A 15,555-nucleotide genomic window follows, 5' to 3' on the forward strand; every position below is an offset into this window, starting at 1 on the left:
CCGCTACGACAAAACCCGCGAATCCTACGAAGCAGCACTCACCATCGCGTCACTCCTAATGTGGATATGACCCTTTGAAGACACGCCCTAGGGCGTCTCTTTCGGATCATGGTTAGGCGGTATCCCACTCTGCTTGCAGCCAACTGAGTTGCACCCCGCTGAGCGGCGGCTCAAAACCTGCAGGGAACATGAGCGTGAGCGGCTGTGGCCACAGGTATTCAAGCCCGTGCTCCTCACAGTGCAGAGCGATGAGATGCGGCCCCTCCCCGCAAGCCTCGCGCTGGTAGAAGCGGTCATGCGCCTGACAGAAGTAGGAGAACATCGCGCAGTCGTCCTCGTCAGTCGGCTCGTGGAAGCCGGGGTCCCGGACGATCAGTGTCACCGGTTCCTGACGGTTGGACCGGGGAATGGGCCGAGGATCGCACCACAGCAGTCGAGGAGGAAGCACACGATCATTCTGTGCCAAGGGCGGCTTCGAGTCAGCGCGCGGACCAGATGAAGATGCCCGCGAGGTGGAGTGCCGCCTGGTAGATGGTGGTGGTCTTGTCGTATCGGGTGGCCAGACCGCGCCACTGTCTGAGCTTGTCGATGCACCGCCGGGACGAATACGCCTTGGCGGGCAGGACCACCTCCGGCGTGCTCCTGCCCGCCGGCCAATCGTTTGCTCACCGCTACGCGCGCACGGGAAGCGAGTTCGGTGGAGACGGCGCATCGCGGTGCGAACGGCGCAGTGGTGGGCATGCAGCAAGCCCTTCCGGCTTCCGCACGCTCCCGGCGCGTGCCTGTGCGCCACCGGCACAGCGTCCTCTCCTCACCCAGAGATGACATCATGTAATCAAGTGGGCACTCTTTGGAGTCGACGGGGAGTTGAAGGGGTCCTATGAAGTCTCATGGTCGCCGAGCGGCCCAGGTGTACGGACGAATGGCAGCGATGGGGGCCGCCGCAGCCGTCCTCGCCCTGTTGGCCGCCAACGCTGTACCGGCCCACGCTCAGCCGACGGACAGCAGTCGGCACAGCCGAAGCGCTCGGGCTGGACTCTGTTACTACCACACCATCTGCGTCGTCAGCGCGAACAACGTCTACTACCGGGACGCCCCCAACGGGCGTGCGCTCGGGCAGGTGCACCGCGGCCAGGAATTCCACACTCGAGGAGGCGAAGGGTCATGGTTTCGGGGAGACATCGTCGGCGGCCGGGCCAACGTGTGGATCCACGGTGACTATCTGGAAGACCACCTCTGACGGGCAGCACAACAAAACGCAACAGCCCAACCAGGAAGGCACCTCGTGAACACCAAGCGCACCGCCGTGACGACCGCAGCCGTACTGACGCTCCTGGGCACACTCTTCTCCTCACCGGCCACCGCCGCGCCGCCCCAAGGCGACTTCACCGCCACGGGCGTGAAGATCCGGTCCAGTTACAACACCACCTCATCCGTCCGGGGACACGGCAATCCCGGCGACGGATACACCTGGATGGGCGGGCAGAGTAACGCGGAAGCGGTTCGCTGCCCGGACGGCAGCGTCAAGGACCACTGGACGTACGTGCACAACAACCGCACCGGTGTCGAGGGTTACGTCTCCGACTGCTTCATCAGGGAGTTCTGACCGAAGCACCCGAACGAAGCGGGGCGAGGGCCGGGCGGTCACCTAGGTGTGGACCTCGCGGTCGGATCAGCAGCCGCTCTCCTTCCTCTCGCGGACGTACGCCGCCGAACCCGAAACCTGGCATTGGTTCGGGAGTGACCTTGTGACCGGTTTCGAGCCGGTTTCAGATAGGCGCTCGGGCATGTGCAGGTTCTGGCCGCTGACCTGCCCAGCTTTACCACGGAGTTCGGTTCCGGTTGAGCCCTGGAGACGGCCAGGTCGGGCAAGGTCTGTTCATGTCAGCCGATTGGGTCGTGCACGGTGTCGAAGGGCTGTGCCCAGGCCCGCTGGCAGGGCCAGTTGCGCGGCAGGTGACGCGTCGTGCGGAGCGAGCGATCCGGGCCGGAGCATGGACCAGGTGGGCCTGGAGTGTGGCGGTGCTGGCTTTGGCGTGGAACGCGGCGGACAACGCCGATTCGACGCCCTCGTCTCGAAGTCGAATCCCCTGACGCCAACGCGGGCACCTGACCCTGCCCAGGTTCGAGGCAGACAGCGCGGTCCGGTTCCTCGTCGGCATCTCGGCCTGGCGATCATCTCGCTGGCCTGAGGGTCAGCGACAGCAGCGTGCCGTCCTTCAGGTCCGTGGCAGCAGCCATGAAGGCGTTGTCCGCGCCCTCCCGGGCAATTCCCCTCACCGAGGCCAGTCATGTAGTCCGCCGACCGTTCAGCTCTTCCGTCGCCTCCTGCCCCATGGGGCTCCCGTATGACATCGGCGAGGGTTCTCTGCTGGAGGGCCTGCAGCATTCCGGCCGATGGGCCGTTGTCGTTGCAGGCGACAACGGTCCCGCCGGCGACGTGCCTGGACTGGGTCTCCTGATTCTCATCATCCTCGACGTAGTCGGCCCGCACCGCCCGCAGCCGCGCGGGCCGAGGTAGCCAGGCCTGCCCTTGCATCGGAGCGTCGCAGTCAGGGGCAGCCCTGTGGGCTCCGACTGCCTGCTGTTGAAATTGCTGCCGTTCGGAAGATCCCCGATGCATGGCCCGCATCAGCCGCTGGCTTGAACACAACGCCCCCGACTCCTACGGTGGCCGATCGGATCACCGTGTGGGAACCCACCTGGATTTCCGTCATCGCCACGGGGCCGACGGACAGCACCGCGGCCCCCTACCTGGACACGACGACCGGCCGCCTGGGTCGGTGGTTCCGGTACAACGAAGCCCCGCACGAAGAACTCGACACCCTCATCACCTACGGCTGCCGGCAGCCATTGGCGTTTCCGTGCTCGAACTCATAGCTTGTGCGTTCGTGACTGCTGATCCGAAGAAGAGTCCAGATCGAGAAATCCTCGGCCGAGTGTTCAACGAGGTGCCGGAGCTCTACGACCGGGTCCGGCCGGGATATCCCGACGAGTTGTTCGCGGAGCTCTGCGCCGTCACCGGAATGGACGAGCGGTCATCGGTGCTGGAGGTGGGGTGTGGTACCGGTCAGGCGACGCGTTCGCTGGCAGCGCTCGGATGCCCGGTGACCGCCATTGAGCCCGGTGCCGGCATGGCCGCATTCGCCCGCCAGCGTCTCGCCTCTTTCCCCAATGCCCAAGTCGAGGCGTCGACGTTCGAGAAGTGGGACGACCGCGGTCGACGCTTCGATGTTCTCGTGGCTGCATCGTCGTGGCACTGGGTCGACCCGTCGATCGGCTGGCAGCGAGCGCATGACGTGCTCGGTCCCACAGGCTGGATGGTGCTGCTCGGCAACGTCGTTGTCCGCCGACCGGGAGAACCGGAGGTGTACGGCGAAACCGCCGACCTCCACGAGCGATTCTGCCCCGGGAACCCGGACTGGGGTCATCCGCCCCTGGAGGACGACGTGCGCACCCCCGACGAGGGCTGGGGCACGGTCGACGATCCAGGACCGTTGTTCGGCCCAACGATCGTACGCTGGTATCCAACCGTTCAGTGGTTCACCGGAGACGGCTTTGCCGATCACCTTCGCTCGTTGTCGCTGTACCGGAGACTTGATCGCGACGTCCGTGAGCCTTTGCTCGACGCCGTCGCCGAGCGGATCCGCACGAGGATGGGTGACCGAGCATCACGCCGTTACCTGAGCGTCCTCCGTGTCGGACGGCGTGCCCAGTGAGGCCGAGGACCTTCCGCTGAACCAACTCGAAGGTCTCGTAGCTGTGCTGGCCCGTGTCGCGATCTGGCTATATCTGAGCCGGATCAGGACGGAGCATGGAACATCGAACACACGCTTGTCCGAACTAAGCCAGCACGAAAATCGGTTGGGGTTCCAGGCCGCGCCCACCACGGGATGCAGTGGTGGACAAGTTGGACGACCGGGTCCTGCCGGGCGTGTCGCGAGTCGAGGAGAGTCACCCCTCTTGCTTGGTCTGCGCCCTTGCGAGACCTGGCGATGAGGAAGCCGTGGAGGAAGGGCGGACACAGCTCAGCGCTCGCTGAGGTAGGCGGGCTCGGCGGTTGGTAAGTCGGCGGGATCATTGAATGTGCGGGAACGGCGCTACTTGCCCAGTTTCCTGGCCAGGGCGGCACGCCGGGCGAGCATCTCATCCTTGGACGCAGCCATCTCGCGGAGGGCTGCCTTTCGTTCCCGCTGGGCAAGCCGGTCCAGATACAGGTGACCGTAAAGGTGGTCTGTCTCATGTTGCAGGCACCGGGCGAAGTACCCTCTGCCCTCGATCACGAGCGCTTTGCCGTTCTTGTCACGGCCTCGTACGACGGCACGGTCGAGGCGGGGCAGCACCCGATAGGGGCCGGGAACGGACAGACAACCTTCGGGTTCTTCGACCAGCCTGCGCTGCTCGGTCGGCACCTCTTCCAGGACGGGATTGGCGATGTGCCCGACATGACGCACCCCCCAGTCGTCCGTAATGTCCCACACGAACAACTGCAGGTCCACATCGACCTGGTTGGCGGCAAGCCCCGCGCCCTCCGCCACTTGGTTCGTAGCGAACATGTCGTCCACCAGCTGCGACAGTTCCTGCGTACCGAACTGCGTGACCTCCCGGCACGGCCGTCGCAGAATCTCCTCCCCGACGACGGTGATGCGGCGTACCGAACCCCGTTCGACCTCCGGCGCGAGCCGCGGATAGGAATCGACGGGTTCACCCAGCACGCGCACCCGGCGGTCCTGCGAGGTGTCACCGAACCCAACAGCCATGAAACTCCAACGCCTTCCGCACATGCCTCAGTCGGCCAGGGCTGAACGCCCAGCCGGCCCGCGGCCCAGCTTGACCGAATGCTTTGCAAAGTAGCACTCTTTGCAAAATGAGTGATGAAAACCGTCAAGCCGCCTCCACGGACCCACTGCCGCATCGCGCCCGGCAGCAACTCCCCGACCATCCCGTGCGCGTCGCCTTGCTCGACCTGCTCGCCGAGGTCGGCACAGTCACGTCGACCCAGGCCGCCGCCCGCCTTGGCCGCAGTTCAGGGCTCTGCTCCTTTCATCTGCGTCAACTCGCCCGGCACGGCCTCATCGAAGAAGCGCCACACAACGGCGGCCGGGCACGGCCGTGGCAGCTGCGCTGGGCGCCCTCCCATCAGTCCGACCGGGAAGCGCCGGAAGAGTTCGCCGCGCTCGCGCGTGGACTGGAAGATGAGAGCTATCAACATTGGCTGGCTCACCGAGACCAGGCGCCAAGCGAGTGGCAGCACGACGAGTCCTTCAGTGCCGTGGTCCACCTCACTCCAGCGGAAATGACCGAACTCGCCACGTCCATCCGCTGCCTACTGGCCGGCTACCGCGAACGGGACCAACAACCTGCCGCGCGCCCGCCAGGCACCGTGGCCGTAGCTGCGGTCACCCGGCTGTTCCCCCTCCTTGGTCAGTGAGCCGGCCGGCAGCCGTGCGGATGTCGGGCATGCCGATGTGAACGGTGGGCGGCTGGGATACACGCTCTCGCATCGCCTCCAGCTTCTGCGCGGCGGTAGCCATGGTGGTACAGATCGCCGCATACCCCATGGTCGTGTCCAGAGCGGCGTGACAGCAGATCTTCGCGGCGTGCGTGGGGGCAGTCCGGAGCGGATGGCGTCGGTCACGAAGATCCTTCTGAAGTCGTGGGGGCGCCATTCGAGCGGATTGTCGCCACAGCCATCTGGGCGGACTGCGAGGTCGCGACCAGGCACTCGCGGATGTAGCTGCGGGTCAGCGGCCGGTCCTCGGTGCCGTACCTGCGTTGAATCAGGAACGGCATGGGCGGGCTCCAGGTCTGCTCGAACACGTCGTAGGCCGACACCAGGGGCAAGGCGGCGTTCCCGGCCCGGACCCGTCTACGACCTGCTCGACGCTGCGACGGCCTTCGATGCGAAGCGCCCGCAGACGCAACGGCGCACTGGCCGGGAGCACTCCGGTCTCCTTGAGCAGGGCGTAGAACAACGGCCGGCCCGCACTGCCCCGGAAGTGGTGTTCCTCCAGCGAAGCTGTCAGCTCGATGCAGTCGCCGACGATGATGCCCCTGACCAGGCCGCCCCTGTGGATCACGATCCAGGTCAGTTTGTTCAAGGCGTCGGACCCGGCCGCGATCGTCGCGTGCTGAGTCGACTGTTCGAGCCGCCGGAAGGCGTCGGGGTCGCTGGCGGCCCGAGCCTCGGTGAGCATCATCGTCCGGCGTTGCCGCAGCGGCCTCGGGTAGCTGGGGCGGATCGCCGGCCCACCTTCCCCTGCTCGGCCAAGGCTCCGCCAACGCCGGAGAGGTGAGGAGGCGCCCGACGGGCACCGCTCCCCAGAGATTCGGCCCGCCATCGGCATTCTGCGAACATGCCGCAGCGAAACTTGCGGGTCAGGGGACTGTTGTCGACTGGGTCCATCCGAGGGTGGCGACCCCGGTCGTCGTTTCATATGACCGCTTTGACCAGGCGCAACGCGGGTGGCGCGGCCCTTGCACGACCAACGCGTATCCAACGCACCCCGGCTTCGGGCCTCCTCCGAACTTCTGTGGTGCCCAATTTCTGCGGCGGGCACCTTCCCGGCGAGCTCGGTGCACCAGAAGAGTGAATTCCCCCGCCGACCTTATTGCGAGAGGCTGGCAACAGTGCGGGCGTACCCCTTTCGGCCCAGTGGTCAGCGACTGTGTCGACGCGGACTTTTAGGTGTTCGCTTGGCTGAATTGCCGCTCCCACCGGCCTGTTGACCCTTAGTGGGCCGCTCGGCCGCCCTGCTGAGCCGGTCGGGTGTGCAGGGGATGTGGTTTCGGCGTGCTTGTCTACGGCTGCGCAGTTCTTGGGCGCAGGCGGGCCCACGTTTCGAGCCGCCCCGTCGATCGACCCTGCCTGCCAGACCGCTCGGTGCGCAATTTCCCGCCGCGGCGCCGAACGCCATTCCCATCAGCCCACCCCTCGCTTCCGCATGCCCCGACGCATGCCCGGCAGCGGGTCAGCAGACAGAAGAAGTGCCGTGAAGGTTCCCCAAGCCAGGCCCCGTTCGCGACGCGTCCTGGAACACTCCCTGCTCGTGCTCGGTACCACCACGCTGGCCGCGGGACTCGGAGCGATGGCCCTCGCCCCCAGTCTCAGCGCCGCCTCCAGCCACCGCGAGGCGCCCCTGATCGCAGGTGACCCACGGGCGGACAACACCGACGTGTACGCGTTCACCAGCCCCGACAAGGCCGACACCGTCACGGTGGTGGCGAACTCGATCCCGATGGAGGAACCCAACGGCGGACCGAACTTCTACGCGTTCGGCGACGACATGCGCTACAACATCAAGATCGACAACACCGGTGACGGCGTCGCCGATGTCACCTACAGCTGGCGCTTCCGCAGCAGCTACCGCGATGACGCCAACCAGTTCCTCTACAACACCGGCCAGGTCACCTCGCTGAACGACCCGGACCTCAACTTCCGCCAGGTCTACGACCTGGTCGTCACGACCGGAGGAAGGAGCCGGACTCTTCTGTCGGGCGTGCCGGCGGCCCCGTCCAGCACGCGCCAGGCGTCGATGCCCGACTACGCGGCCCTGCGGAAGCAGGCGGCCTTCGGTCTGCCGGGCGGCGGCAAGACGTACACCGGACAGGCCGAGGACCCGTTCTTCGCCGACCTTCGTGTCTTCGACCTCCTCTACGGCGGCGACCTGAGCGAGCGGGGGCAGGACACCCTGGCCGGCTACAACGTCAACACCATCGCCATCCAGGTCCCCAAGAAGCAGCTGGCCCTCAAAGTCAACTCCTTCCGCAATCCGGTGATCGGCGTGTGGTCGACGACCGACCGCGCGGGCGTCACCGCCGCCGACTCCCGCGACAAGAAGGGCAAGGGCGGCGCGAAGCAGTGGAAGCAGGTCTCCCGCCTCGGGAACCCGCTGGTCAACGAGGTCGTCGTCCCGCTGAAGTTCAAGGACGCCTTCAACACCCTCAACCCGAGCCAGGACCGCACCATCCAGCCCGTCGTCGACAGAGTGTACGACCCGATCCTGCCCAAGCTCGTCCATCAGGTCTACGGCGTCCCTGCCCCCGCGACGCCCCGCAACGACCTCGCCGAGATCTACCTGACGGGCATCTGCAAGGTCTGCGGCCCGATCACGGCCGATCTGAACGCACACCGCCTCAACAAGGACGCGGCACTCAGGAAGATCGTCCCGGCGGAGGAGTTGCGCCTCAACATGGCGGTACCGCCCGCCGCCAGGCCCCAGCGCCTCGGAGTTCTGGCGGGTGACCCGGCCGGCTTCCCGAACGGGCGGCGCCTCGCCGACGACGTCGACATCTCGCTCCAGGCCGTCGTGGGCGCCGCCCGGACCGGCGTCCTCGTCCCCGAACTCGCGGACGGCGACAAGGTCGACGCCAACGAGGTCCGGTTCGGCGCCTCGTTCCCGTACGTCGCGCTGCCGCACACCAAGAACGTGAACCGCGGCCCCGGCGCGACCGGCCGCAGTGCCGAGCAGGCCGCTACGGAGAACACCGCCGCGAGCACCGCCATGAAGCCCACCCGGGCGGCGACGCTCGTCGGGGCCGGCGTGCTCCTTCTCGGCGTCGGCGGCTTCCGCCTTCGCCGCCGCGGCAAGGACAGCTGAACCGGCAGGCGACGGACATCTGACGCGGTGCCCGGGCCGAGCCGAAGGACGCCGCCCCGGCCCGGGCACCGCGGCTCCAGCAGCATCGAACATTCGGAGAGAATTCCGTGTACCCGGACCCCACCGAACCCCCGTACCAGCCGCCATCCCCCTCACGCGGCAGCAGGCGGCTGCGGAACATCGTGGTCCCCCTGGCTCTGGGCGTGGCGGTGTTCGCCGTCGGAGCAGTCATGCTGGCGCCCGATCAGACCGCTGTTTCCCGTCCGGCGGGCCAAGGCCGGCCCGGGGCTTCTCCACCGCGTGGGTCGGTCGAGGCGCTCCAGGCCCGGGTGACCCGCCTGCCGAAGGATCCGGGGGGCTGGGCCGCCCTGGGAATGGCCTTGGTCCAGCAGGCCCGCACCACCGCCGACCCCGCCACCTACGACCGGGCCGAGAAGGCGCTGCGTACCTCGTTCACCGTGCAGGCCGAGGGCAACACGGGCGCCGAGATCGGCATGGGCGCCCTGTCCGCGGCACGCCACGACTTCCCCATCGCGTTGCGCTGGGCACGCAAGGCCACGACCAGCGGCCCCTACAGCTCCTCCGCCTACGGCATCCTGGCCGACGCGTACACCCAGTTGGGCCGCTACGAGGACGCCGACGAGGCCGTCCAGAAGATGACGGACCTGCGCCCCGACGCCGCGTCTCTCGCACGCGCCTCCTACCCGTTCGAGCTGAAGGGGGAGACCGACCGGGCCCGCGCCCCTCATGCGCCGGTCCTTGGCGGCAGCGGCCACCCCGGCCGACACCTCGTTCGGCCACAACGTCCTGGCAACGCTGGACCTCCAGGACGCCGACCCACGGGCGGCCCCGGCCCGGGCGCAGACCGGGCTCAGGGCCGCCCCTGGGGATTCGGCTCTTCTGGAGACCCGGGCCCGCGCCCACATGGCCCTGGGCAACACCACCAGGGCCATCGCCGACTACCGGGCGGCCATCGCGATCGCGCCCCTGCCGCACTACCTACTGGGCCTGGGCGAACAGTCCCTGGGCCACCGGGAACAGGCCGAAGCGCAGTACACCCTCCCGCGCGCCCAGGACCGCATCCGAGCACCCGCGGGCGACCCGGCCGACACGGACGCCATCCTCTTCGAAGCCGATCACGGCAATCCGCGACGCGCCGTCACCATGGCCGGACAGAGCCTGCGCGCCCGCCCCTTCGTCGCCGTTCACGACGCGTACGCCTGGGCCCTTCACCGGGCCGACCGGGACGCCGAAGCCCGCGTGCAGGCCGACAGGGTACTGGCCACGGGGACGCGCGGCGCGCTCTTCCACTACCACTGCGCCGCCATCCACCACGCACTGGGCAATACCGGGGCAGCCCGCCGCGATCTGACCCAAGCGCTGCGCGAGCCAGGCTTCCACCCCCTGCACGCCGAGGCCGCCCACGACCTGCTCCAGAGAATCGACACCACACCATGAACCACACCCTGCGCCGAGCCCTCACCACCCTGGCCGCCGCCACACTCGCCGCCGCGGCGAGTGTGGCGTCAGCGCCCGCCGCTACGGCCCATCCTCTGGGCAACTTCAGTGTCAACTACCACACGGGCCTCGTCCTTCGCCCCGACCGGATCGACGCCCAAGTCGTGGTCGACCGGGCGGAGATCGCGGCGCTCCAGGAACGCCCCACCATCGATTCCGACCGCGACGGCGCCGTCAGCGACAGTGAGTCGCGCGTCTACGCCGACAAGGTCTGTTCCGGCCTGAGCGAACAGCTCCGTCTGACCGTGGGAGGTCAGCGAGCGGACTGGGTGCGATCCTCGGCGTCCCTGGTGTACGAGAACGGGGAAGCGGGACTGGAGACCAGCCGCCTCGCCTGCGGCCTGACCGCCCACGCCGATCTCAGCGAGCCCGCCGACCTCCGGGCCGAAACGCATTACGACGCCACGCGCATCGGGTGGCGCGAGATGACCGCCACCGGCCAGGGCATCAGCATCACCCGCGCCGACGTACCGGCGGCCTCCACCACCCGCGAACTGCGCCAGTACCCGCAGGACCCACTCGCGTCCCCGCTCGACCAGCGCACAGCCTCGCTGCGCAGCGAACCCGGGCAGGACACGGGCACCGTACCGGCCGTGGTGGCGGACCTCCCCGGCGCGGGCGTGATCAGCGGGGTGCTCGCCCAGGTGACCGGGGCCTTCGACTCGCTCGTCGGCGCCCGCGAGATCACCCTGCCCGTGGGGCTGCTGGCGCTGTTCCTGGCGCTCGTCCTCGGGGCGTCCCACGCGGCAATGCCCGGCCACGGCAAGACCATCATGGCCGCCTACCTCGCGGGCCGTCGCGGCACCAGGCGGGACGCCCTCACCGTAGGGGCCACCGTCACTCTGACGCACACCGCCGGCGTCCTCGTCCTCGGACTCGCCCTGCCCGTCTCCACCCACCTGGCCGGAGAGACCGTCCTGATGTGGCTCGGAGCCGCCAGCGGGCTCCTCGTCACCGGCATCGGCCTCTGGCTCCTCACGGGAGCCGTCCGGGGCAGGCCGCAACACAACCACCATCACCACGGCCCGGGCCACAGCCACAGCCACAGCCACAGCCACAGCCACAGCGACCATCACCACGGCCACCATCATGATCACGACCACGGGGCCGACAGCCCTCACCACCACGGGCCCGAGCCCGTCACCCCAGTCTCCGCACGCGACAGCGCGACGGCCGGGAAACTCCGGGCGACCTCCTTGGTCGCGACGCTCGCCCCGCCGGACCACGAACACCACCCGGCGGCCGCGTCAACGGCTCCCCGAAACGCTCGGCGTACAAGCCGCTCCGGCCTCATCGGCATGGGTATCGCCGGCGGTCTCGTCCCCAGCCCCTCCGCCCTCGTCGTACTCCTAGGCGCCGTCGCCCTGGGGCGTACGGCCTTCGGCGTGCTCCTCGTCATCGGCTACGGACTCGGCATGGCCGCCACCCTCACGCTCGCCGGACTCCTCCTCGTACGCCTGCGCGAACGCATCGAGAGCCATGACCGGGCCCGGAGCCTCCGCCACAACCCCCTGCTCCGGAAGCTGGCGCGGACAGGGCCCGTCATCACCTCGCTCCTCGTCGTCGCCGTCGGCCTCGGCCTGACCCTGCGGGCAGCGACAGGGAACGGCTAGCTCCCGCGAACTCCCCTGCGGGCAGACGCCACATACCGGGGAGGCCTACCTCGTACGCAGGCGCGAGGAGCCCGCACGACGCTTCTGCGGCGAGTCCAGGAGGTTCCCTCGGTGCACAGCGATCCCCGACCATCCGCGGTCCGGGCACGGAATGCGGCGGATGCGCCACGGGTACGCGTAGGTGGCACGCGGTCACGGCGTGACGGTGATGGCCTCCGCGGCGGCGTGCACGGTGGGGTTCGCGGCGCTGCCCGTGTACGAGGTGTACAGGGCCGGACATCCTCCCGCCTGGCTCACCGGGTTGGATCTCCTCGGCGCGCTCGGCCTTCCGGTCGCGGTGATCCCGCACCACACCAACGCCGAGGGCGGCACGCACGACACCCGATTCTGCTACCTCGGCGAACTCCGTCCCGCCGGACCGGAGCGCGAACTACCCGACGGGAGCACTGCCCTTGAGATCGATGAGCACACGGCTGTCGTCGTGGAACCCGACGCGTCGCCGGCACGTGTGCGTGTGTGGGGACGGGGTGTCATGACGATCCGGCGGCGAGGGTGGAGGGCCGGCGTCCTGGTGCCCGGCGGTACCACGTTGCCCTAGGGCCTGTCTTCAAAGGGTCATATCCACATTAGGAGTGACGCGATGGTGAGTGCTGCTTCGTAGGATTCGCGGGTTTTGTCGTAGCGGGTGGCTATGGCCCGGTACTGCTTTAGCGCGTTGAAGCAGCGCTCGACGACGTTGCGCTGTTTGTAGCGCTCCTTGTCGAAAGCGGGCGGCCTGCCGCCGTTGCTGCCTCGACGGCGGCGGTTCGCCTGCTGGTCCGAGCGTTCCGGGATGGTGTGCGGGATACCGCGTTTCCGCAGGTAGTTGCGTATGCCTCGACTGCTGTATCCCTTGTCGCCCAGGAGATGATCGGGACGGTTGCACGGTCGGCCTGGGCCTGGGCGGCGAACCCTGATCTGCGCGAGGACCTGCTCGAACTGCGTGCAGTCGTTGACGTTGCCGCCGGTGACGACAAAGCCGAGCGGACGGCCGCGGCCGTCGCAGGCGAGGTGAATCTTGGTCGTCAGTCCGCCACGGGATCGTCCGAGGGCGTGAGCGTGTGCCGTTTCTGAAGGGCCTGCCCCTTTCTACGGGCGCCGGCCGCGTGCTGATGAGCGCGGGTGATCGTGGAGTCCACGGAAACCAGCCAGTCGACGTCTCCCGCCGCATCCTTCTGAGCCTGGACGGCCTCAAGCATCCGCGTGAACGTGCCATCGAGCGCCCACCTGCGGAAACGTGTGTACAACGTCCGCCAGGACCCGTACCTCTCCGGCACATCACGCCAGGCCGAACCGGTCCGCAGCTTCCACACGATTCCGTTCAGCACCACCCGGTCGTCCCGCCGGGGCCGCCCCGTTTCCGTCCGCGGAAGCAGCCCCGACAGAACGTCCCACTCTTCATCCGAGAGCTCATGTCGCCGCACCATGCGCCATATGATGCCCCATCAATAGCCTTTGAAGACAGGCCCTAGCGGCGTCCTACGACGGCCGGACACCCGCGGCGCCGACCCACATCCGCATACCCTCCATCTCGCTCGACCAGCCCCTGATCAGCCTGCGCGTCCAACAGGACGGCCGTCTCGGCGTTCCCGACGAACCGGGAAACATAGGGTGGTGCAGCGACGGCCCGGCCCCGGTGACCCGGCGCGACGGTCGTCGTCGGCCACGTCGACTCAGCCACCGGCCCGGGAGCCTTTCACGGACTTTCCACGCTCGACCCGGGCGACGAAGTCACCTCGGTCCAGGACGACCGGTCCACCATCACCTTCATCGTCCGGGCGCTGCGCCAGTAAGGGAAGGACGCCTTCCCCGACAGCCAGGTCCATGCGACCAGCGGACCGCCCGCCCTGCACCTGATCACCTGCTGGAGCACCTACGACCGCGGCCGCAGCGAGTACCGGGACAACCTCGTCGTCTACGCCACCCTCGACAAACGCGGGTGTGCCGGAGGCGTGCCGGAGTGATGTGCCCTCTTCGCCGCCTCGACCGTCTGCTCGCGGGGAGGGTCCGTCGCGGGGCGCCCAGGAGAGTGACGCCCCGCGACAGCTGTCCCCCAAGGGCCTTCCACCGTGGGGAACGGGTGAGGCATCCATCCCCGATGGAAGCCTCGGCGTGTGCGGTGCTTCCTCCGAACAGCCGCTCACATGGGGCATTCGTCACCGCCTGCGCGCCGGATTGGTCGACCCGCGCATTGCACCCGGACGGGCTAAGGGCGGCCCCGGGCTCAAACTTCCTCGCCCTCGGACCAATCCGATATCGCGGCAGCCCCGAATAGCAGACATGACGATCAAGGCGGCACCGGCACCGCGCGAGCATCGCTCTCGGCGCACTGCACGGTCGACCGCGTTGACCATCGTGTCCGTGTCCCGACGCCTGACCTGACGTCAGTGCTCGCCGCGCCCGCACGATGCCTTACGCACACCCCTGACTGACCTCAGCGCAACCGACCGAGCACACAGGAGAATGTCCGTGAACGCCTTCCGCTTCCGCCGCGCCGCCATCGCCGTCACCGCCGCCGCCGTCCTGCCGCTCGCGCTCACCGCCTGCGGTGGGGACGACAGTTCCTCCGACGCGGCCGCCGACAAGGCGAGCAGCTCCGCCCCCGCCGACGAGAAGTCGAGCCCGGCTGCCGACGACACCGCCCCCATGGACGCCCCGTTCGGTCCGGCCTGTGCGTCCGTCCCCGAGGACGGCGCGGGCTCCTTCGACGGCATGGCCCAGGACCCGGTCGCCACCGCCGCCTCCAACAACCAGGCTCTGTCCACCCTGGTCGCGGCGGTCAAGAAGGCCGGTCTCGTCGACACCCTCAACAACGCCCAGAACATCACCGTGTTCGCGCCGACCAACGACGCGTTCGCCAAGATCCCCAAGGCCGATCTCGACAAGGTCCTGGCCGACAAGGAAATGCTCACCAGCATCCTCACGTACCACGTCGTGGGCGAGAAGCTCTCCCCCAAGCAGCTGGAGAGCGGAACCTACGACACCCTCCAGAAGTCCACCCTCGCCACCAAGGGCTCCGGCGAGAACTACACCGTCAACGACACTTCCAAGGTCGTCTGCGGCAACGTCCCCACCGCCAACGCCACCGTCTACATCGTCGACACCGTTCTGATGCCCAAGGCCTGACCACTCCCGCGCCCTGCGCCGAGCCCCGATTCAGCTCCACCGACTCGGGGCTCATCCCCGCACCGACCAGGGCTGACAGCGAGCGGACACCTCCGGCCACAGAACCACCGGTCACAGGTGGACCTGGATCGACGACGCTCCCCCGCGCTGATGCGCGGGGGAGCGTCGTCGATCCAGGCCCACCCGCGTTCAGGGCCGCACGGTGCACAGGGCGAGGAGGCAGAGGTTGAATCCCTGGGTGTTGCTGGGGCCCGGGTGTCCACCGGGCCCGGATTCGCCGACTGTGCACCGGGCCAGCAGGCAGAGGTTCCCGCCCTGTATTCCCCGGTAGAAGGCGAGCGGGCCGGAAGAGGCTCCGCCCTCGCGCGCGATAGGCGTGAGAGGTGCCTGGCGGGGTGCTACCTCGGAGGAGGAGGAGGAGGAGGCGACGGCGGCCGAGGCAGTGGGGGCGGACGCCAGCAGCACAGTGCCGACCAGGGCTCCGACGAGCTGCCACCGCAGAGCGGGAACAGGGATCTTCATCATGTTCTCCCTTTCGAATTCCGGGACGCGGGAACGCAGTGCCCGAACGAACGTCCGGACACTCACCTCTTCGGTGCGGCCTCCTCCACGGATGGGTGTCTGGCGTGAAGCCGCCTGACGATTGGCTGATACGCGCC

Annotated in this window: 15 protein-coding genes; 9 read left to right on the plus strand and 6 right to left on the minus strand. The window is 68.3% G+C overall.

All coding sequences use genetic code 11. The annotated features are described in order from the left end of the window. Window positions 1-112: 112 nt before the first annotated feature. Both ACIRJT_RS04650 and ACIRJT_RS04655 read right to left on the minus strand, forming a co-directional pair. Window positions 113-382, minus strand: a complete 270-nt coding sequence (locus ACIRJT_RS04650; protein ID WP_403904498.1) for a hypothetical protein — start codon at window positions 380-382, stop codon at window positions 113-115. Window positions 383-479: 97 nt separating this feature from the next. Further along, window positions 480-629 (minus strand): hypothetical protein, encoded by a 150-nt coding sequence (locus tag ACIRJT_RS04655; protein WP_403904501.1) that lies wholly within the window; start codon window positions 627-629, stop codon window positions 480-482. Window positions 630-922: 293 nt separating this feature from the next. On the opposite strand from ACIRJT_RS04655, the gene ACIRJT_RS04660 reads away from it, so the two are divergent. The 3 genes from ACIRJT_RS04660 (at window position 923) to ACIRJT_RS04670 (ending at window position 3,719) form a co-directional block, all read left to right on the plus strand. Further along, window positions 923-1,240 (plus strand): SH3 domain-containing protein, encoded by a 318-nt coding sequence (locus ACIRJT_RS04660; protein ID WP_403904504.1) that lies wholly within the window; start codon window positions 923-925, stop codon window positions 1,238-1,240. Between the two features lie 45 nt (window positions 1,241-1,285). Then, the gene (locus tag ACIRJT_RS04665; RefSeq protein WP_403904507.1) at window positions 1,286-1,606 is read left to right on the plus strand and encodes a hypothetical protein; all 321 of its coding nucleotides are present in this window, start codon (window positions 1,286-1,288) and stop codon (window positions 1,604-1,606) included. Window positions 1,607-2,891: 1,285 nt separating this feature from the next. Next, a complete protein-coding gene (locus tag ACIRJT_RS04670; RefSeq protein ID WP_403904509.1) occupies window positions 2,892-3,719 on the plus strand; it encodes a class I SAM-dependent methyltransferase in 828 nt (275 codons plus the stop codon). 381 nt (window positions 3,720-4,100) lie between these two features. Here ACIRJT_RS04670 and def read toward each other — a convergent pair whose 3' ends face one another. Further along, the gene (gene def / locus ACIRJT_RS04675) at window positions 4,101-4,760 is read right to left on the minus strand and encodes a peptide deformylase (protein ID WP_403904512.1); all 660 of its coding nucleotides are present in this window, start codon (window positions 4,758-4,760) and stop codon (window positions 4,101-4,103) included. Between the two features lie 107 nt (window positions 4,761-4,867). On the opposite strand from def, the gene ACIRJT_RS04680 reads away from it, so the two are divergent. After that, on the plus strand, window positions 4,868-5,431 hold the full coding sequence (locus ACIRJT_RS04680; protein ID WP_403904515.1) for a helix-turn-helix domain-containing protein: 564 nt from the start codon (window positions 4,868-4,870) through the stop codon (window positions 5,429-5,431). A gap of 349 nt (window positions 5,432-5,780) precedes the next feature. Here ACIRJT_RS04680 and ACIRJT_RS04685 read toward each other — a convergent pair whose 3' ends face one another. After that, a complete protein-coding gene (locus tag ACIRJT_RS04685) occupies window positions 5,781-6,200 on the minus strand; it encodes a hypothetical protein (RefSeq protein WP_403904517.1) in 420 nt (139 codons plus the stop codon). Between the two features lie 756 nt (window positions 6,201-6,956). On the opposite strand from ACIRJT_RS04685, the gene ACIRJT_RS04690 reads away from it, so the two are divergent. From ACIRJT_RS04690 to ACIRJT_RS04705, 4 genes are all read left to right on the plus strand, one after another. After that, window positions 6,957-8,600: a DUF4331 domain-containing protein gene (locus tag ACIRJT_RS04690; RefSeq protein ID WP_403904519.1), complete on the plus strand. Its 1,644-nt coding sequence runs from the start codon at window positions 6,957-6,959 to the stop codon at window positions 8,598-8,600. A 759-nt stretch (window positions 8,601-9,359) separates the two neighbouring features. Then, a complete protein-coding gene (locus ACIRJT_RS04695) occupies window positions 9,360-10,058 on the plus strand; it encodes a hypothetical protein (protein ID WP_403904522.1) in 699 nt (232 codons plus the stop codon). Then, the gene (locus ACIRJT_RS04700; protein ID WP_403904525.1) at window positions 10,055-11,731 is read left to right on the plus strand and encodes a nickel/cobalt transporter; all 1,677 of its coding nucleotides are present in this window, start codon (window positions 10,055-10,057) and stop codon (window positions 11,729-11,731) included. The genes ACIRJT_RS04695 and ACIRJT_RS04700 overlap by 4 nt, the downstream gene beginning before the upstream one ends. Window positions 11,732-11,912: 181 nt before the next feature. Continuing rightward, window positions 11,913-12,329 (plus strand): hypothetical protein, encoded by a 417-nt coding sequence (locus ACIRJT_RS04705; protein WP_403904527.1) that lies wholly within the window; start codon window positions 11,913-11,915, stop codon window positions 12,327-12,329. Window positions 12,330-12,346: 17 nt separating this feature from the next. Here ACIRJT_RS04705 and ACIRJT_RS04710 read toward each other — a convergent pair. Continuing rightward, window positions 12,347-13,197 (minus strand): IS5 family transposase gene (locus ACIRJT_RS04710; protein WP_403904529.1). Its coding sequence is split into 2 segments (ribosomal slippage): window positions 12,347-12,844 and window positions 12,847-13,197, totalling 849 coding nucleotides; the frame shifts between segments, so codons are not numbered across the junction. Between the two features lie 1,042 nt (window positions 13,198-14,239). Between ACIRJT_RS04710 and ACIRJT_RS04715 the strand changes: the two genes are divergently transcribed. Then, complete coding sequence (locus tag ACIRJT_RS04715) at window positions 14,240-14,896, plus strand: fasciclin domain-containing protein (protein ID WP_403904531.1); 657 nt, start codon at window positions 14,240-14,242, stop codon at window positions 14,894-14,896. 189 nt (window positions 14,897-15,085) lie between these two features. On the opposite strand, the gene ACIRJT_RS04720 is transcribed toward ACIRJT_RS04715, so the two are convergent. Continuing rightward, entirely contained in the window at window positions 15,086-15,418 is a 333-nt protein-coding gene (locus tag ACIRJT_RS04720; RefSeq protein WP_403904534.1) for a hypothetical protein, read from the minus strand. Window positions 15,419-15,555 lie beyond the last annotated feature (137 nt).

The organism is Streptomyces sp. NPDC102283, from assembly GCF_044766265.1.
Classification (GTDB): domain Bacteria; phylum Actinomycetota; class Actinomycetes; order Streptomycetales; family Streptomycetaceae; genus Streptomyces.